Source organism: Sorangium sp. So ce394 (genome assembly GCF_051474665.1).
Classification (GTDB): domain Bacteria; phylum Myxococcota_A; class Polyangia; order Polyangiales; family Polyangiaceae; genus Sorangium; species Sorangium cellulosum_D.
Genome location: NZ_CP150339.1, coordinates 11,547,021 through 11,565,041, shown reverse-complemented (window position 1 = coordinate 11,565,041; position 18,021 = coordinate 11,547,021). Strand labels below are relative to the sequence as shown.

At 72.9% G+C, this 18,021-nt stretch carries 17 protein-coding genes; 12 read left to right on the top strand and 5 right to left on the bottom strand.

Annotation, left to right across the window (positions count from 1 at the left end):
- Positions 1-159 precede the first annotated feature (159 nt).
- Positions 160-1,455 (top strand): phosphopyruvate hydratase, encoded by a 1,296-nt coding sequence (gene eno, locus WMF33_RS42785; protein ID WP_437333981.1) that lies wholly within the window; start codon positions 160-162, stop codon positions 1,453-1,455.
- 192 nt (positions 1,456-1,647) lie between these two features.
- Here the strand turns inward: eno and WMF33_RS42780 are convergent, their stop codons facing one another.
- Entirely contained in the window at positions 1,648-2,025 is a 378-nt protein-coding gene (locus WMF33_RS42780; RefSeq protein ID WP_437333980.1) for an RNA recognition motif domain-containing protein, read from the bottom strand.
- Between the two features lie 343 nt (positions 2,026-2,368).
- Between WMF33_RS42780 and WMF33_RS42775 the strand changes: the two genes are divergently transcribed.
- A complete protein-coding gene (locus WMF33_RS42775) occupies positions 2,369-4,345 on the top strand; it encodes a TolB family protein (RefSeq protein WP_437333979.1) in 1,977 nt (658 codons plus the stop codon).
- A 62-nt stretch (positions 4,346-4,407) separates the two neighbouring features.
- Here the strand turns inward: WMF33_RS42775 and WMF33_RS42770 are convergent, their stop codons facing one another.
- On the bottom strand, positions 4,408-5,523 hold the full coding sequence (locus WMF33_RS42770) for a S8 family serine peptidase (RefSeq protein ID WP_437333978.1): 1,116 nt from the start codon (positions 5,521-5,523) through the stop codon (positions 4,408-4,410).
- Positions 5,524-5,708: 185 nt separating this feature from the next.
- The gene (locus tag WMF33_RS42765) at positions 5,709-6,611 is read right to left on the bottom strand and encodes a helix-turn-helix transcriptional regulator (protein ID WP_437333977.1); all 903 of its coding nucleotides are present in this window, start codon (positions 6,609-6,611) and stop codon (positions 5,709-5,711) included.
- Positions 6,612-6,753: 142 nt separating this feature from the next.
- On the opposite strand from WMF33_RS42765, the gene WMF33_RS42760 reads away from it, so the two are divergent.
- Both WMF33_RS42760 and WMF33_RS42755 read left to right on the top strand, forming a co-directional pair.
- The gene (locus tag WMF33_RS42760) at positions 6,754-8,229 is read left to right on the top strand and encodes an alpha/beta fold hydrolase (protein ID WP_437333976.1); all 1,476 of its coding nucleotides are present in this window, start codon (positions 6,754-6,756) and stop codon (positions 8,227-8,229) included.
- A 222-nt stretch (positions 8,230-8,451) separates the two neighbouring features.
- A complete protein-coding gene (locus tag WMF33_RS42755; protein WP_437333975.1) occupies positions 8,452-8,904 on the top strand; it encodes a nuclear transport factor 2 family protein in 453 nt (150 codons plus the stop codon).
- A gap of 30 nt (positions 8,905-8,934) precedes the next feature.
- On the opposite strand, the gene WMF33_RS42750 is transcribed toward WMF33_RS42755, so the two are convergent.
- A complete protein-coding gene (locus tag WMF33_RS42750; protein WP_437333974.1) occupies positions 8,935-10,068 on the bottom strand; it encodes a PAS domain-containing protein in 1,134 nt (377 codons plus the stop codon).
- A 198-nt stretch (positions 10,069-10,266) separates the two neighbouring features.
- Between WMF33_RS42750 and WMF33_RS42745 the strand changes: the two genes are divergently transcribed.
- From WMF33_RS42745 to WMF33_RS42735, 3 genes are all read left to right on the top strand, one after another.
- Positions 10,267-10,596: a hypothetical protein gene (locus tag WMF33_RS42745; protein WP_437333973.1), complete on the top strand. Its 330-nt coding sequence runs from the start codon at positions 10,267-10,269 to the stop codon at positions 10,594-10,596.
- 72 nt (positions 10,597-10,668) lie between these two features.
- Positions 10,669-10,902: a hypothetical protein gene (locus WMF33_RS42740; protein WP_061624140.1), complete on the top strand. Its 234-nt coding sequence runs from the start codon at positions 10,669-10,671 to the stop codon at positions 10,900-10,902.
- 29 nt (positions 10,903-10,931) lie between these two features.
- A complete protein-coding gene (locus WMF33_RS42735; RefSeq protein ID WP_437333972.1) occupies positions 10,932-11,162 on the top strand; it encodes a hypothetical protein in 231 nt (76 codons plus the stop codon).
- 58 nt (positions 11,163-11,220) lie between these two features.
- On the opposite strand, the gene WMF33_RS42730 is transcribed toward WMF33_RS42735, so the two are convergent.
- Positions 11,221-12,063, bottom strand: coding sequence for a fibro-slime domain-containing protein (locus WMF33_RS42730; RefSeq protein WP_437333971.1), 843 nt, complete (start codon positions 12,061-12,063; stop codon positions 11,221-11,223).
- A 530-nt stretch (positions 12,064-12,593) separates the two neighbouring features.
- Here WMF33_RS42730 and WMF33_RS42725 point away from each other — a divergent pair.
- The 5 genes from WMF33_RS42725 to WMF33_RS42705 all read left to right on the top strand — a co-directional run bounded on the left by WMF33_RS42725 (position 12,594) and on the right by WMF33_RS42705 (position 17,684).
- Entirely contained in the window at positions 12,594-12,884 is a 291-nt protein-coding gene (locus WMF33_RS42725) for a hypothetical protein (protein ID WP_437333970.1), read from the top strand.
- A gap of 208 nt (positions 12,885-13,092) precedes the next feature.
- Complete coding sequence (locus WMF33_RS42720) at positions 13,093-14,649, top strand: YncE family protein (protein ID WP_437333969.1); 1,557 nt, start codon at positions 13,093-13,095, stop codon at positions 14,647-14,649.
- The gene (locus WMF33_RS42715; protein ID WP_437333968.1) at positions 14,646-16,058 is read left to right on the top strand and encodes a hypothetical protein; all 1,413 of its coding nucleotides are present in this window, start codon (positions 14,646-14,648) and stop codon (positions 16,056-16,058) included. The genes WMF33_RS42720 and WMF33_RS42715 overlap by 4 nt, the downstream gene beginning before the upstream one ends.
- Before the next feature lie 211 nt (positions 16,059-16,269).
- The gene (locus WMF33_RS42710; RefSeq protein WP_437333967.1) at positions 16,270-16,914 is read left to right on the top strand and encodes a DUF2267 domain-containing protein; all 645 of its coding nucleotides are present in this window, start codon (positions 16,270-16,272) and stop codon (positions 16,912-16,914) included.
- Positions 16,914-17,684 carry a hypothetical protein gene (locus tag WMF33_RS42705; protein WP_437333966.1) on the top strand — a complete coding sequence of 257 codons (771 nt, stop codon included), beginning with the start codon at positions 16,914-16,916 and terminating at the stop codon, positions 17,682-17,684. Before WMF33_RS42710 ends, WMF33_RS42705 begins: the two co-directional genes overlap by 1 nt.
- Positions 17,685-18,021 lie beyond the last annotated feature (337 nt).

Sequence of the window (18,021 nt, the reverse complement as noted above, 5' to 3'; positions counted from 1 at the left end):
CCGCCGGCCGTCGGCGGGCTCCGGCGCGGCGCGCTGGAGCGCCGCGGGTGCACCGGAGCGTCGACATCCGGGGAGGGCCGTGCCTATGCTCCCGCCGCTTCTCGAGCCCCCTTCGAGAGCTGCCGGGGTCGCGCGGAAGCGGTCCCTTGAGGAGAGGTCATGTCGGAGATCCAGAGCGTCATCGCCCGCGAAGTCATCGATTCGCGCGGCAACCCCACCGTCGAAGCCGAGGTCACCACGCTGAGCGGCACCGGCCGCGCGGCCGTGCCGAGCGGCGCGTCGACCGGCGAGCACGAGGCCGTCGAACTCAGGGACGGCGACAAGAAGCGCTACCTCGGCAAGGGCGTGCTCACCGCGGTGAAGAACATCGAGACCGTCCTCGGTCCGGCCATCCTCGGGATGGATGCGCTCGATCAGGCCGAGCTCGACCAGGTGCTCATCAAGGCGGACGGCTCCGCGAACAAGTCGAAGCTCGGGGCCAACGCGATCCTCGCCGTCTCGATGGCCGCCGCCCGCGCCGCCGCGGACACGGTCGACCTCCCGCTCTGGCGCTACCTCGGCGGCGCCGCGGCGCGCGTCCTGCCGACGCCGCTCATGAACATCCTGAACGGCGGCGTGCACGCCGACAACGGCCTCGAGATCCAGGAGTTCATGATCGTCCCCTACGGCGCCGAGTCGTTCGCCGAGGCGCTGCGCACGGGCGCCGAGATCTTCCACACCCTGAAGGGGCTGCTCAAGAAGGACGGCATGGTCACGGCCGTCGGCGACGAGGGCGGCTTCGCCCCGCGCCTCGCGTCGAACCGGTCGGCGCTCGAGTACGTCGTGCGCGCCATCGAGGCCGCCGGCCACCGCCCGGGCGAGGACGTCGGCGTCGCGCTCGACTCGGCGCTCAGCGAGTTCTACGACGCGAAGACCGAGCGGTACACCTTCGACAAGCAGCAGAAGACCCGCGAGGAGATCGTCTCCATCTACGAGGAGCTCAGCAAGGCGTTCCCGATCGTGTCGATCGAGGACGGCGTCGCGGAGAACGACGAGAAGGGCTGGCGGCTGCTCACGGAGCGGCTCGGCAAGAAGGTGCAGCTCGTCGGCGACGACCTGTTCGTGACGAACCCCGCGCGCCTCTCGAAGGGCATCGAGGACGGCCTCGCCAACGCCATCCTCATCAAGCTGAACCAGATCGGCACGGTCACCGAGACGCTCGAGTGCATCCGCCAGGCGGCCGAGGGCGGCTACCGGTCGATCATCTCGCACCGCTCGGGCGAGACCGAGGACACGTTCATCGCCGATCTCGCGGTCGCGACGAACGCGGGCCAGATCAAGACCGGCTCCGCGTCCCGCTCGGATCGCGTCGCGAAGTACAACCAGCTGCTCCGGATCTCGTACGCGCTCGGCGATGGCCAGATCTTCGCCGGCCGCAAGCCGTTCCGCCGCCCCGCGGCGCAGCGCGCCAGCTAGAGCGCAGGGCGGCGCGGCCTGGCGCGAGGCCGCCGCGCCGCCGGGGCGGGGCGCCTCCGTCCAGGAGAGCGCCACGACGACAGCGGGAAGGCGGGAAGATCGTTGATCTTTCTTCCTGCCTTCCCGCCTTCGTGTCCCCCCGCCGATCCGATCACCCTGGCGAAGCGCCAGGGGGGCTCGACCTCGCTGCGGCTACCAGCGGTCGCGCCCGCCGCCGCCGCGGCCACCGCCACGGCCGCCGCCGCCACCACGGCCCCCGCCGCCGCCGCCGCCGCCGCCGCGGAAGCCGCCCCCGCCCCCGCCCCCGCCGCCGGGGCCGCCGGTGCGCTCGCGCGCCTCGTTGACCGTCAGGGTGCGGCCGTCGAGGTCCTTGCCGTGCAGCGCGTTGATGGCCGCCTGCGCCTGCGCATCGCTCACCTCGACGAAGCCGAACCCGCGGGACTGCCCGGTCATCCGGTCCGTCATCAACTGAATCGACAGAACCTCGACCCCTGCCGACTCGAACGCGTTGCGCAGGTTGTCTTCCGTCGAATGGAACGCCAGGTTCCCCACATAAAGCCGCTTGCTCATGTCTGCCGCCAATCCCGTTGCACGATCCCCGCTTCCCTCGCGGACGGCCCGGATCGTGCCGCGGGCCGCACGCGAAAACGCTCCCCGACGACCGGCCGTCACCCCACGTTCGGAAGAGGCAACCACGTTGCAGCAGGCGGCCGGATCAGAGGTCGAGGACGAACGAGCCTTGAGGCGCCTCGAAGCTACCGGCCGGCGGCGGGGTACGCAAGGTATTCCCCCAAGCTGGCCGCGTCTGCCTGGTCATGCGCCCCCCCCGGGCGGGCGCTCGGTGACGGCGCGCGGGGGCCTGCAGCCGGGCATGGTAGCCTGCCCGTTCGACGCTCAACCTGGAGATCACACCATGGAATCACGCGCGTTTTCCGCGAGGACAGGCTCGCGCACGGGGCATCGAGCGACGCTCCTCCTCGCCCTCGCGACGGCGATCGCGGCGTCCGGGGCGGCGTGCTCCTCGGGCGACGGGGTGTCCGGGGGCGGCGCGCAGGGCGGCGGCGCGTCGGGGAGCGGCGCGCAGGGCGGCGGCGGCTCCTCGAGCAGCGGCGCGGTGGAGGGGCTCGTCGCGCTGCGCATCGAGCCGGGCGCAACCTCGGTCGAGCTCGCGTTCCGCGAGACCGCTTCGGCGCAGCTGAGGGCCGTCGGCCGCTTCCAGGACGGCGCCGAGCGCGACGTCACCGCGCTGGTGACCTGGACCGCCGACGACCTCTTCGCCCACGTGAACGAAGGCCAGCTCACGACCAGCTCCCCCGGACGCGTCCGGGTGACCGCCGCGGACGGCTCCCTCAGGGCGAGCGCCGACGTCACCGTGAAGCTCGCCGGCGAGGTCGCGCTGCCGGGCGCTCCCCCCGGGGCGAGCGCCGCGTTCGGCGGCGCCCCGGAGGCGGCGAACGCCCCCGCGATCGCCTATCCCCTCGACGGCGCGCTCTTCCCCTCCAACATCGGCACGGTCGAGCTCCAGGTCCGCAAGGGCAGCGCCGGGCAGAGCGTCGGCCGGATAGAAATCTTCGGCGATTTCATCAACTTACGCATCGTCGGCGCCTGCGAGGCGATCCCGGACGCGGGCGGGTGCGCGATGGCGCTCCCGGCGGAGATGGTGCCGATGCTCGTGCGCACGAGCGAGGGCGAGGCGATGGAGACGCGCGTCCGCCTCGCCGCCGAGGACGGGAGCGAGCTCGGGGTGAGCGCGGCGATCGACGTCCGGTGGGCGAGCGCGGCGCTCTCGGGCGGCCTGTACTACTGGCGCACCGACGGCACCTCGCTCCAGTCGGCCGCCATCTACCGCTACGATCTCGACGACGCGGCGAGCCCGCCCGAGCTGTTCTGGGAGAACGAGCAGTCGCCGCCGCTGGCGAACGGGCAGGAGATGCCGTGCATGGGGTGCCACGCCCTCGCGCAGGCCGGCGACAAGATGGCGCTCACGTTCGGCGGCAGCGGCCCGTCCTCGTTCGCGCTGGTGGACGTCGCGACCGCGGAGATCATCGCGCTGCGCAACACCGACCCGGACGGGTTCGCGACGATGACCACCTTCTCGCCGGACGGCGAGCTCATGGTCAACGCCTTCCGCGGCGCGCTCACGCTCCGCCGCGCCAACGAGACGCTCGAGGCGTTCGGCGACCTGTTCGGCGAGGTGGGCGAGCGGCTGACGCAGCCGTTCTGGTCGCCGGACGGCGAGCACCTCGCCTTCGTCGCGTGGCAGCCGGGGGAGAACGGCGCGGGCCCCGAGCTCTACGGCGACACGGTGCGGGGCGCGCAGATCCTGATCGCCGCCTCGGACGGGGAGGGCGAGTTCGACGCGCCGCGCGTGCTCGTGCCGCGCGAGCAGGGCCGGACCCATTACTATCCCGCCATCTCCGATGACGGCGCCTGGGTGGTGTTCAACACGTCGAGCTGCGACGGGCCTCCGGGCAACGGCGCCGCCGGCAACGACCCGTGCGACGCCTACGACGACAACTCCGCGCGCCTCCAGCTGATCCCGGTCGCGGGGGGCGCGCCGGTCGACCTCGCGCGGGCGAACGGCGGCGACACCTGGGCGAACTCGTGGCCTCGCTTCGGGCCGGGCCACGACATCTACCGCGGCAAGAACATCTACTGGGTCGCGTTCTCGTCGCGGCGCCCTTACGGCCTGCGCCTGCCCGGGTCGACCGACGGCACGACGAAGCCGCAGCTCTGGTTCGCGGCCGTGACGCTCGCGCCGGGCGGGGCGATCCAGGGCGACCCGAGCTTCGCGCCGGTGTGGATGCCCCAGCAGAACGACGACATGACGGACCCGACGGGGAACCACATCCCGCAGTGGGCCGAGAAGGCGCTCCCCGTGCCGCGGTGAGGGCGGCCGGGCGGGGCAGGCCTCGGCGCCGCGGCCGGGCGCGTCCCGGAGCGCGGCCCCGCTCAGGCGGCGCGCGCCGCGGCCACGGCCGCGCGGGGCTGCACGACGCCCCAGCCTTGCCGCTCGAGCGGGATGCCGGGCAGCCCGCGCGCGGTCTTCATCAGGATGCGCCGGCACTGCTGCGGGGACAGGCGCGGGTTCGCCTCCAGCATCTGCGCCACGACGCTGCTGACGATCGGCGCGGCGAAGCTCGTCCCGTCCACGTGCTTGTAGTGGCCGGAGATCACCTTCTGGTCGCGCAGCTTGGCGGCCGCGAGCTGGCGCACGAGGTACGGCTCGCGCCCGGCGACGGCGTCGAGGTCCGGATCGACGCAGGCGTGCTCGACGAGCAGCCCCGGCAGGTCCTCGTCCCGCGCGCCGTCGAGCAGCGACAGGAGCTGCGCCTGCGCCGCGGTCGGCGTCCCGGGCAGGATGGGCGCCGCCAGCCAGATCGCCGGGGCGATGATCTCGGGCTTCTGCAGCCCGTCGAGGGTGAGCCCGTACGACGAGTGGTAGTGCCACGTCTGCTCCCCGGCGCCGCCGTCGTCGAGCCCCCCGACCGCGATGACGCTCGGCGCGCTGGCCGGCGGGAGGACGTTGTGCGCGGCGTCGTGCCCGGCGTTGCCCGCGGCCGCCACGACGACGATGCCGTGGCGGGTCGCGTCGTCGGCCGCGCGCGACAGGCCGCCGGTCAGGTACGACTCCTCGTAATCGCCGCCGCACGAGATGTTGAGCACGCGAATCCGGTGCTGCTCGCGGTGGGCGATCACCCACTCGATGCCCCTCTGGATGTCGTCGTGGACGATGCGGTGCGCGGAGCCGACCTTGACCAGCACGACGTTCGCCTCCCAGGCGAGCCCGCGGAAGCGCCCGCCCGAGAGCGCGCCGTTCCCGGCGGCGACCACCGAGGTCATCATGCCGTGCCACGACGAGACGTCGGGGCGCTCGAGCGCGGAGAGGTCCGCTTCGGGGGCGAAGAGGTCGTGGTAGGCGAGGATGCGGCTGCGCGGCGTGACGAGGTCCGGGTGGGCGTAAAAGCCGGAGTCGAGGAAGGCGATGGTCACATCCCGGCCTGCATAGCCGGGCTCCGCGTGGAGCCGGTCCGCGATGGGCAGGATGCGCCGGTGATCGAGCGACATCGGCGCCATGCTAGCTCAGCGGCTCGCCGCCGAGGCCCTCGCCCGCGCCGTGGAGCGCGGGATTCCGTGCGAGGGAGCGAGCTGAGCTGCGGTGGCGACGAGGGCGATGACGACGATGCGAGTCGTCGCCACGGCGGCGCGAGCCACAAGGCTGCTCGGCCCGTCGGGCCTGGGCGCCTGTCGCGTCACCGGGCGCGATCGCGCATGTACTGTCCGGGAGTCACGCCGAACTCACGCTTGAAGAGCCGGGTCAGGTGGGCCTGGTCCGCGAAGCCCAGCCGGCGCGCGACGTTGAGGATATCGGCGTCCCGCGCCTCGAGCGCCTGCCGGGCGCGCTCGAGGCGCCGCCGCATGACGTACTGGTGCGGGGCGACGCCGAGGGATCGGCGGAACGCGCGGGCGAAGTGCGCCGCGCTCAGCCCCGCGGCGTCGGCCATGCGCTCGACCGTGAGCCCCTCGCCGAGCTCCGCGTCGACAAGCTCGAGCACGCGCTGGAGGGCGCCCCGCGACAGCTTCCCGCCGCGCGCCGCGAGGGCGGGCGCCGCCTTCACGGCGAACGTCGCGGCCATCTGCACGGCCAGCGCCGTGGCGAGGGCGTCGACGAACACGGCCCCGCTCGGGCCCCCGCGCTCGGCCTCGGCCGAGAGGGCGCGGACGAGGTGCTCCAGCTGGGGGGAATCGACCGAGTAGGCCCGCCTGAGCTCGCGCTCCTCGGGCTCCCCGAGCACGCGGAGCACCTTCTCGGGCTCGAGCGTGACGATGGCGAAGCTCGCGGGCGCCGCCACGCGGTGCGTGAACGACTCCCCCGCTGGGCAGAACCAGAGCTGCCCTGGCGCGAGGGTGATCTCGCGGGGTCGCCCGTCGACGACCGCCTCGAAGGTCAGCGCGTGAGGGTCGGTGTTCAGCGCGAGGTAATGCGCGCGCACGGTGAGATCGTGCACGTCCCACGACGGGTTTTCCCCCACCTCGACGTGCACCTCCGGCCAGCCCAGGTGCGCGCTGGAGACGTGGATGCGCGCCGACGCGAGCGCGTCGACGGGCTCGGACGAGCTCGAGGCGACGAACGGGACGGCGCTGCGACCTCTCACCCGCCCGACTTTACCTGCCCTGGCGGCGCGAGGCGAACGGCGCAGGTCCCCTCCGCGCAGGTTTCTTCAACGGCGCGCGCGGGCTTCGTTCAAGCGCGGGGCGCCGCGCGGGCGCACCCTCACGGCGCGATCAGGGGCCCCTATGACGACCACCGGAGCCCGCGCCGCCATCGCCGCTCTCGCCCTGGCGCTCACCGCCTGTGGCAGCCCGACCAGCGCCGTCCAGCCCGGCGCGAAGGAGAACCCCATGCAGAACGCGACGAGAGACCGATCCGCCATCCTGGAGACCATCCACAACGTCGCCCGAGGCGCCGATCTGCGCCAGTGGGACACGGTGCGTTCGGCGTTCGCCGGGCGCGTCGTGCTCGACTACGGCATTCCCGAGCTGCTCACGCCCGAGGAGATCGTCTCGCGGTGGCAGCCGCTCCTGTCGGCGTTCGACAGCACCCAGCACGCGATCCGCGACGAGCAGGTGAGCTTCGTCGACCCCGATCTCGCGCGCGTGCGCTCGCGCTTCCAGGCGGCTCACCACCTCGCCGGCGCGGCGGGCGGCGAGCTCTGGAGCCTCGCCGGCCGCTACGAGCACGAGCTCGCGCGCACGGCCTCGGGGTGGAAGGTGACGCGCATGCGCATGATCCCCGGCGAGTCGACGGGGAACGCCGCGCTCCTCGAGCGCGCGCGCGAGCGGGCGGGCCTCCCTGCCCCGCGGGCGCCCGAATACCGCGTCGAGCACGTGCGCTTTCCGAGCGAGGGCGCGGCGCTCGTGGGCGTCCTGCACCTGCCGGCGAGCGCCGGGGAGGGAGAGCGCGTGCCCGCGGTGGCGGTGCTCGGGTCGTGGACGACGGTGAAGGAGCAGATGCCTTCGCTGTACGCGCAGCGCCTCGCGGCCGCCGGATTCGCGGCGCTCACGTTCGACTTTCGCGGCTTCGGCGAGAGCGAGGGGGCGCCTCGTCATGAGGAGTCGCCGGCGCGGAAGATCGAGGACATCCGCGCCGCGGTGGCGTTCCTGTCGGCGCACCCCGCCGTGGACGGTAATCGCCTCGGGCTCGTGGGCGTCTGCGCCAGCAGCGGATACGTCGCGGCGGAGGCGGCGGACGACCCGCGCGTGAAGAGCGTGGTGATGGTCGCCCCGTGGCTCCACGACGCGGCGCTCGCCGCCTCGATGTACGGCGGGCCGGAGGGCGTCGCCGAGCGGGTGCGCAAGGGGAGGGAGGCGCGCGCGCGCTTCGCGGCGACGGGCGAGGTCAGCTATGTGCCGGCCGTGAGCATGACCGACTCGAGCGCGGCGATGGTCGGCCAATTCGACTATTACCTGGACGTGCGCCGCGGCGGGATCCCGCAGTGGGGGAATCGATTCGCGGTGATGTCGTGGCCCGGGTGGCTGGAGTTCGACGCGCTCGCGAGCGCGCCACGCCTGCGCGCGCCGACGCTCATCGTCCATTCCGAGGAGGGCGCCATTCCGGACGGGGCGAAGCGCTTCGCGGCCGCGATGCCGGCGGCGCCGCGCGTGGTGTGGACGGCTGGAACGCAGTTCCATTTCTACGACGACCCGGCGACGGTGGAGCGCGCGAGCCAGGAGGCCGCCGCGCACCTGCGCGCGACCCTGGCTGCGCGTTGAGCCGGCGGCCGGCGCGCCGGGGAAGCGCGACCTGCGCCGATCAACCCTTTTTGCATCACGCCCGTCCGGCGGTGCGGCGTGCCGGTGTCGCCGCCGGCCGCCACGCCGGCTGGCGCCATGGAGGAAGCCATGCGACGCGCGCTCACGTTTGCGGTGTTGTCTCTCTTCATCATCTCGACCCCCAGCTGCGCCTCGCCGCAGCGCAGGCCCACGGAGGAAGTCATGTCCAGCTCGAGCTCATCGGAGGTGCGGGAGAAGAACCGCGCCGTCGTCCATGCCTTCTTCGCCCGGCTGGAGGCGTTCGACATCCGCGGATTCTCCGAGCTCTTCGCCGAGCAGGGCACGCAGATCATGCCCTTCTCTCCGGAGGGCTTCCCGAAGAGGCTCGAGGGGCGGGCCGCGATCTTCAATCAATACCGGGGCATGCCCGACAACTTCGCCAGCATGCGGTTCCCCGACCGCGTCGTCCACGATATGGTCGATCCGTCTCGGTTCTTCGTGACCTACCGCGGCGAGATCCGGCTCAAGTCCGGCGGCTCTTACAACAACACCTACGCCGCGCTCTTCGTGATCCAGAGCGGGCAGATCGCGGAGTATTACGAATACTTCGATCCCATCGTCCTGCAGCGTGCGTTCGAAGACGCGCTCGGGGCGAGCTACAACGTGGGGCGGTGAACCATGGCCGGGCCGACGCTCGGCGCCTTGCTAGCCCCACCCCCGCGCCGACGCCCGTATCCCATCCCGCAGGCTCCGCAGCAGCACCACCCCCGACAGGTCCGCCCCCGCCTCCGCGAACGCCTGCGCGAGCGCCGGCTGCACCCCGGTGACGATCGGCCTCGCCCCCAGCAGCCGGATCGACCGCACCAGCTGCGCGATATGCTCCGCGACCGCCGCGTCCGCCGTCGCCGCCCCCGTCAGGTCCAGGATCACGCTGCGGCTCCTCCGCTCCACGATCGCCCGGAGGAGCCGCGCCCCCATCTCCTCGCTCCGCCCCCCGTCGAGCGCGCCGATCACCGGAAGCGCCAGCGTCCCCGTGGCGACCTCCAGAATGGGCGCCGACAGCGCCAGGATCTCCTCCTTCTGCTGCTCGACCAGATCGAGCGCCCCCGCCAGCTCCGCCACCAGCTTCGCCCGCGCCTCCGCCGTCTCCTCGGCTTCGCGCAGCTCGGTCTCGTCCGTGTGCTGCACCAGCATCGCGGCCTCGCCGGTCGCCGGATCCGGCACCGGGCGCGCCTCCACCACGTGCCACCGATCGCCCTGCAGCGTCCGCACCCGCGTCTCGCGCGAGATCACCTGTCCCTGCGCGACCGCCTCCACGAGCGCCGGCGCGAGCGACTCGTCGACGAAGCGCTCCGCGAACGGCGCGCTCTCGCCGAAGGCGCGCAGCGCCGCCGGGTTGTGCAGCAGCACGCCCCCCTGCGCGTCGAGCAACGTCACCATCACCGAGGAATGGCGCAGCGCCTCGACGCTCCGGGCGCGCTCCGCCTCCGGCGCCCCGTCGTCGGACAGCGCCTGGATCAAGATGCCCTGGCGCCCGTCATCCAGGTCAATGCCAGAAAAAAACGCCCGGAGCGGCACAGGCTTCCCGCCCGGATACACGGTCCACGTCTCTTGTGCCGTCTGGCCCTCTCGAAACCGGGCGGTATACCCCGCGAGACGCGTCTGCGCCGCCGGCGACATGTCCGAGAGATCGCGCGCCAGGAGCTCCTCCACGCTCGCGGTGTTCCAGAGCCGCACCGCCGCGGCGTTGGCCCAGCGAAAGCGCAGGTGCTCCGGATCCAGGACCAGCGTGACGAGGCTGGAGGAAGCGAGCGGGGCAAGGCGTTCATCAAGCGTCATTCGGCACCCCCAGCTCGATAGAGCCGCTGGCCGTAAAGGCATAAGCTCGCTTACGTTCGAATGCAACCCGGCGATCGGGCGAGCGGGACGGGCGCCGCTGCGCCGCGCGGCGCTCGGCTGACGTCCGCGCGTCCGCGCGTGCGCCCCGCAGCGGCCGCCGTCTGGACGAGCCGGCGCCGCTCCGGCAGGCTCGGGCGCATGAGGTCATTCATCGCGACGATGGTCTACGAGCTTCACCCGGATACGCCCGCGGACGCGAGGAAGCTCCTCCGGGCGCACCTCGTCGGCAGGCGCTGGCAGGACAGGCACGAGGGCGCGGCGATGCCGTCGACCGCGGTCTGGATCCGCCGCTCGGCGGAGGATCACGAGACGACCGACGACCTGCACGCCGCGTGCGCGCGCGATCTCGCGGAGGCGGCCGCCGCCGTCGCGCGGGCGGGGCGCCCCATCCAGGTGACGCGCGCGTGGATTCAGGTGAGCGGCGCAGGGACGTACGGGCTCGCCCCAGCGGCGCGGCCGGCGGGCTGAGCGCGCCGCGCGGAAAGCCGCGCCCCGCCGCGACATTTCGGTTACGCTCGGGGGACTCGAAGGGAGGCGACGATGGCTCGAAGGCTGGGTATTGGCACGGTGCTGCTCTCGCTGATCACGCTCGCGTCCGGCTGCGGGGGGCTCTCGACGCAGGCGTCGCAAGAGCGCTGTGATCAGCTGCGCGACGCGGTGCCGTCCTGCGCCACCGACGAGAGCTACCAGGCGTGCGTGAGCTGCTACGAGGAGTGCGGCGACGACTGCGAGCCGTCGGGGGCCTGCCCCCAGACATTTACCTGCGCGGAGTGAGAGGGAGCATCATGAGCTAGAGCAGAGCAGTGTCGTGGGTCGTCGCGGTCCTCTTCGCGGGCGCGCTCGGGGGCGCCGCGCTCGGCTGCGGCGGCGGCTACGACGAGGACGAGGCGAGGGCGGCGTGCGACGCCCTGGTCGGCCAGGTCACCACGTCCGACGAGGCCGCGCACGACGATTGCATGGACTGTCACATGGAGTGCGGCTCGGACTGCGTCGTGCAAACGAGCTTCCCCCCCCAGTTCGTCTGCGAGGACTAAGCGGGATCTGGCGAGCCGCCGAACGGCCGCGTCGGCCGATCAAGCGCGCTCCCCGGCGTCACTTGACCTCGACGCCGCAGTTGATGAACTCGATCGAGGTCTCGATCCGGAAGTGCGAGTCGGTGACGTGGCGCTCGGCGAAGAAGAAGTCGAGCTGATACGTCTGCCCGACCTCGAGGCCGAGAGCGTCGAGGTCGACGATCTCGGTCTGCTCGACGTGGACGCCGCCGAGGTCGACCACCTTCTTCCCGTTGATGTACGTGAAGACGTCGTCGTCGCCGGCGAACGTGAACCGCTCGCCGCCCTTGTACTCGAAGCCCATGTGCATCTCGAAGGTGAAGTGGTAGTTGTGCTGCCGCCCCTCGTTGCCGAACAGCGCGTTGTCGATCGGGAAGAACTCCTGATCGTTGTACGTCCACACGCCGTCGTTGTCGGGGTCCTCGAACTGCAGCGTGATGTTCATCGGCATGTTCACGCCCTCCAGGTCGCGGAACCACTGGTCGAAGGCCTCCTTGCCGGTCGTGCTCGTCGTGCCCTCGGCCCCGCCGGCGTAGACGGGCTTCAGGTCCGGTCCGAGGGTGTCGGTGACGATCTGATGGTCGTCGCAGCCGACACACTTGCCGGAGTCCTGCGGCTCCATGTCGGGGTGCTCCTCCTTGAAATCGCGCACCCGGCCGGTGAACCTGCCGTCGCACGACTCGCCGGTTTGCTGGTTCCCGCCGGGCATCTCGCCGCCGCCGCCGACGCCGCCGCTCGGATTGACCGAGCCGAAGCTCTCATCGTATCCCCCGGTCCCCGTGGGCCCAGGCCCGCCGGGGCCGCCGGGGCCGTTCGCGGACGTCTGGCCGCCGCTGGTCTCGCCCTCATTCGGCGCCGCGCTGCACGCGCTCAGCAAGCCCACAAGCGCAATCGCCGCCAAGCCACCCACAGTATTTTTCATCGCCAACCTCGCGTTAAGATGCCGTCCCGAAGCCCTGACGGTAAAATAGCATGAGGCCGCCTCGCATGTACGCTGACGTTGTGCGTCATCCGATAGAATCGCACAACGTAGATGCGCCTGAGGATTCGCTGAAGCTGGTATTTTCTATCATCGCTGCTCGCCGCACGATCGTGGCCAGAGGCCCCGCGATCCGAGGGGCGGGATTGTTTGATCCCATACGATAATTCCATCGCCATCGCGAGGACCGGTGTCGACCCGGTCGGCGCCTCCCGGAGAGCCGCCACGGGGCGAGCGCTCGCTCGGAGCAGGCTGCCGGGGCGGGCCGTCCGGCGCGGGCGTGCGGCGCGCGCCGCCGAGCTCGCGGGCCGGCCTCGACCGCATGCGCGGCTGTGTCCGGCGTCGCGGGCGCGCTTCGCCCGCAGGGAGCGTCGCGAGCCTGGATCCAGGATTGCTTGCGGAGAACGAGACGCGGAATGCGGAAGGAGGAAGCGATGATGATCGATGAACGACGTAACGCCGCGGAGCGGACGGCCGCGCAGACCGGGGCAGAAGGTCACGCCGCGCACGGCGCGCCGCCGGAGGACATCGGGCACGGCCCCGGGCTCGATCCGCCGGCCGAGCCCCCCGACGACGACGCGGAGCCGGGCGATGAGGCGTATGCGGACCGACCCGCCGGCATTTCGCCCTCCGCGCCCAAGGACGGGCGCGAGCCCGTCGGGCAATCCGACTACACCGACTACACCGATGTTGCGGCGATCCAGCGGCCGCCCGCCGACTCCTGAGCTGGCGGCCACAGCCACGCTCGCCTGATCCAGCGGTAACGCTCGTCCGGCCGCGCGTCTTCCCGACAGCAGCGCGGTTTCTCCGTGCGTCATTTTCTACGCGGCACGCGGCGTCGCTGCGCGCGCCGCGCTGCGACGAGGGGCTCGACATCCGGGTACGCTCGGAGTACTCGGGGACCGCTCGTCACGGAAAAGACGCAGGTGCGCAGTGGACCACGAGACGCGGAGCGATATCGAGCCCGCCTCCAGCGCCGCGGACGCGCGGGAGGCCCGCCACGCCGCCGAGGCGACCCCGCTGCCCGCGCAGTGGTCGGAGCCGGAGCCGCCGTCGCGCCGGTCGCCCGCCGCGCCCGCCGCCGATGAGGCGAGCTGCCCCGTCTGCCTTGAGCGCATCGCCGCCGGGGTCGTCCTCTGCCCCGAGTGCGGGGAGCCGACCGACGGGTCGAAGCGGTCGGTGCGCGCGCCCTCGGTCCCCGACGCCCCCCCGGACGCGAGCTGGCTCTCCCTCCACTGGCGCCCGCTCGTCACGATCGGCGCCATCCTCGGGCTCATCAGCACCGGCGGCGCCCTGCGCTACCTGGCGCCCCACCGGTTCGCGCCGTCCCGGGCCGCGTCGGCGGTCCCTCCGCCGGCCCCCGTGTGCGGGGCGCCGTGCTGGAGCGGCGAGTCGTGCCAGCTCGGCCGCTGCGTCTGGCAGCGCCCCAACAACGTCGGCCACCTCGTCGACGCGCCCTCGGTCGCCGGGCCCTTCTCGCTGCCCAAGGACGCGTTCGACGCGCTCCCGCTCGACCGGGATCGCTTCGCGGTCGCGCTGTCCTCCGGCCTGGAGGTGCGCAGCTCCCGGACCGGCGAGGCGCTGAGCCTCGTCACCGAGGCGCCCAACGTGCGGCGCCTCCACCGCGTGGGCGAGGTCGTCTACGCGACCTCGCCGTCGCGCATCTACGTGATCGACGCCGCCACGACGCGGCTGCTCAAGACGATCGAGCTCGGCGAGTCCGTGGGCGACATCCAGGTCGGCGCCTCGGGCCGGCGCGCGCTCGCCTCGCTGCCCGAGGCGCACGCCGTGGCGATCCTCGCGACCGAGTACCACGCCGAGATCGAGCGCATCCAGTTCGGCGACGACCCGGTGCGCCCGGTGGCGGTCGACGACAGCGGCACGCGGGCGATCACGACGACGGGCCAGCTCCCGCTGCCCGGCCAGCGCGAGCCGTCGGGGGGCGTCGCCTATCCGTTCGACCCGAGCCGGCTCGGCTCGGAGCAGGATCGCGTGCGCACGTCGATGGTGGGCAACCCGGCCAGCGCGCTGATGAGCCCGGACGGCTCGGTGGGGTTCGTCGCCCTCCGGGCCGAGAACACGCTGGTGCCGCTCACCTGGCTCCCGTCGGGCGCGGTGCGGCAGGAGGCGCGCATCACGACGTGCCGCGAGCCGGAGCAGATCGAGCTCGTCCGGAGCGACCGGCGCGCCATCGTGCGGTGCAACGAGGGGCGCGCGATCCAGGTCTTCGACCTCTCGAAGCGCGAGCTCCTCCGCGCCGTCACGTTCCCCGGCCGCGCCCTCGACATGGCGGTCGCGCCGGACGGGGCGCAGGCGGTGGTGGCGCTGAGCGGCGACGAGGCGGGCTCGGTGGCGCTGGTCGATCTGAAGACGTACGCGGCGAAGGTCCACCCGCTCGGCGGCGAGCCGACGCGGATCCGGCTCGCCCCGGACGGCGGCTCGGCGCTCGCGCTCGGCGACCGCGCCAAGGTCGCGTGGGTGCTGCAATGAGCGAGCGTCGCGTCCCGTGCCCGAGCTGCGGCGCCCGGATCGTCGAGGGGGCGCGCAAGTGCCGCGCCTGCAAGGCGTGGCTCGGCGAGCGTCACCGCGGGTCCGCCGCCTCGCTCTCCGGCCGCGAGCCGCGCCTCGCGCGGGCCGCGGTGTCGGTGGCGAGCGGCGTCGCGGCCGTGATCATCGCCACGATCACGAGCCTGAAGTCGCCCGTGGGCGAGGCGCCGCCGCTGACCTCGCTCGAGCCGGAGGGCGACGCCTCGGTGAGCGCGCCCGACGACGCGCCGAACCCCGCGGCGTTCGGCCCGGATCCGGTGCCCCCGCCGCCGCCCCCCGAGCCGAAGGGCCGCTGGCGCGCCCGCGATTTCCGGATCGGGGACGTGCACCCGCTCGACGTCGTCTTCAACCCGAGCGGCACGTCGGTCTACGTCAGCGGCGACGACGCCTCGCTGCGCGAGTACACGCTGGAGAGCGGCGAGATCATCCACAAGGCGTCGGTGCCGGCGCAGGGCGATCACATCCGGCTCCTGTTCGATCGCTACGTCGCGGTGCTGCGGCACGAGGATGCCGCGCGGATCCCGGTGATGGACACGACGGCGTGGGACCGCGATCCGGTGCTGCTCGACGTCGGCCGGACGCCGGGCGACATCGTGGCGCTCCCGGATGGCCGGACGGTGGTCGCGGCGACGACGGACACGAAGCGGGTGACGAAGTTCGAGCTGCCGACGGGGGTGCGGCTCGCGAACATCACGCTCCCGCACGCGACGGGGCAGCTGTTTTTGGTGCAGGCCGAGGGGCGCCCCTACATCGCGGCGCTCGGCGCGCTGACGCACGCCGGCCGCCCGGCGGGCGCCTGGATCGACCTGTTCGACCCGAGCGAGTCGCCGTTCGGCGCCACGCGGCGGAGCATCGCGGTCGGGCGCGAGCCGCGCGAGGGCGACATCACGCTGGACGGGGGCGCCGTGTTCTTCCCGGATCGGCTGTCCAACACGGCGATCCTGCTGAGCGTCGCCGGGGTGACCGAGACGCGGAAGGCGCCCGTCGGCGTCGGTCCGACGGCGGGCTTCCTGCTCCACGAGGATCGGTACGGCATCACGCTCAACGCCGACGCGCGGACGGCGAGCGTCATCGACCTCTCGACGATGGCGGTGAAGAGCACGCTGCAGCTCAGCGGGGTCCCGCGGACGGGGGTGACGTCGCCGGATCGGAAGACGCTCTTCGTGGCGCTCGGCGGGACGCAGTGGCCGCCGTCCGGCAGCGGGGTCGCGGTCATCGCGGGGGATCCGCCGAGGGTCGTCGCGTCGCTGCCCACCGGCAAGGGCGCGTGCGCGGTGGCGGTCTCGAAGGACGGCGCGCGGGCGGTGGTCGCGTCGTACTGGGACCGGTCGATCACGGTGCTCGAGCAGTAGGTCGGCCGGGCGCATCACGAGAGACGGAGGACGGTGTCTCCGTCCCAGCCGAGAGCCGCTCCAGATCCCGCTCCCGATCCGGAGCGCCGGCGAGCTGATGTGGATGTTCGGCTCGGGCTCAGCTCGCCGCTGCCCCTCCCGGGCTCGCGTCGGGGGACCAGTCCCGCCGTGGCACGGACATCACAAGATCACGCCACGAGGGAGGTGCATCATGGACTACGAGCGCTTCGTCGAGGAGGTGCAGCGCCGCGCCGGCTTCGAGGGCCGCGACGAGGCCGAGCGCGCGATCGCGGTGACCGCGCGGACGCTGGGCGAGCGGCTGCTGGAGCAGGAGGCGGTCGCGGTCGCGGGCGGGCTGCCGGGGCCGGTCGCCGCCGCGGTGCGCGGCGCGGCGTACCAGGGCGATTTCGATCGCGATGAGCTCTACGACCGGGTTGCCCGTCGCGAGGGCGCGCCGCGCCGCTTCGGCATGGAGCACGCCCAGGCCGTGTGCCAGGTGATCGGGGAGGCGCTGCCCGAGGCCGAGCGCCTGAGGCTCCAGCGGCACCTGCCGGACTGGGCGGACCTCTTCACGCCGCGCGCGGCCGGAGCGCCCCCGCCGCGGCCGGTGCACGCACCGGCGCCGCCGGAGGTCGGTCATGGCTCGACGCTCGCCACGGGAAGGCCCGGAAGCCGTCACCCCCTGAGCGAGGCGCACCCCGCGACGGCGCACGCGGGGTCGGTCGCCCGATCGGACGAGCCGCACGCGGAGACCAAGCTGTCGAGCAGCCGGGGGCTGACGCAGGAGCGCCTCGGGGACACGCTGGCGGAGGGGCGGCCCGGCCCCGAGCGTCCGGTCAGCGAGACGCAGCGCTGATGACCCCGCCTGGCTGGGAAACAGGCTTGTTGCTGTTGTGTTTCTCAATCCATCCAGATGTTCTCGAGTCCTCGGGTGAAAACCGAGCCCGGCTCGTCCGCGTCTGCCCATTCGATTTCATCATCCATGACTATCTCGGCGTCGATTCGCTCTTGAATGACGAGGACGTCGATGCGCCGCCGCAGCCGGCGGTGGACTTCCCTGCGCTGGTCGTCATCGGCCCGGGGCGCCCTGAGACGGTGCTCGACGCCTACCGCTGCGAGCCGGTGCAGCCAGGCGTCTACCGCGCCGTGCCGGGCCTTTCGATGCGCGTGGTGGTGCTCGCGGAGCTGCCCCGGACGCGGGCGACGCTGCTCCTGCGGCTGCTCGGCTCGGGCCGCCTCCTGCGCGAGGCGCTGGCCGATCTCGCGGCGCTGCCGGACGATGCCTGGGAGAAGAGCATCGTCAAGCCGCTGCTGGTACACTTCCGGCTCGGAGGACAGGAGCCGGCGACCGACAAGGAGGACGAGGTGAGCGCAGAGATCCGGGCGTGGTTCGAGGATTATGAGAGGAAGCTTCGCGCCGAGGAGCGGAAGGAAGGCCGCAACGAGGGCCGTGCCGAGGAAGCGGCGCGCGCCGTGCTGACGGCGCTCCGGGTTCGCGGCATCGCCGTGCCGGACGTGGCGCGGGAGCGCATCCTGGCCGAGAAGAATCCGGAGATCCTGGAACGGTGGCTGGAGCGTGCCATCGTCGCCGCGTCGCTCGCCGAGGTGCTCGACGACCTGAGCTGAGCGAAGTTGGCCAGGCAAGGGTCTCTTCGGAGATAGCTTCTGCATGCGCACAGGGAACGTCCTGGCCCTGCTCGGAGTCTGGCTGCGGCGATGAGCTGCCCGTCCCCGCGTTCGTGCGCAATCGTGTTGGCAGCGCTCGCCGCCTGTCGTGGTGGCTCGGGTGCGCCGGGCGCCGCGCCGGCGCCGGATGCGGGCGCTGCCGCCACATCGCCCTCCGTCGCGCCTACCGCGAGCGCGGCGTCCGCAGGGATCGCCGCGCCGCTGGACGCAGGGACGCCGGACGCCGCAGCCTCCGACGGAGCAGCCCCCGACGGAGCAGCCCCCGACGGAGCAGCCC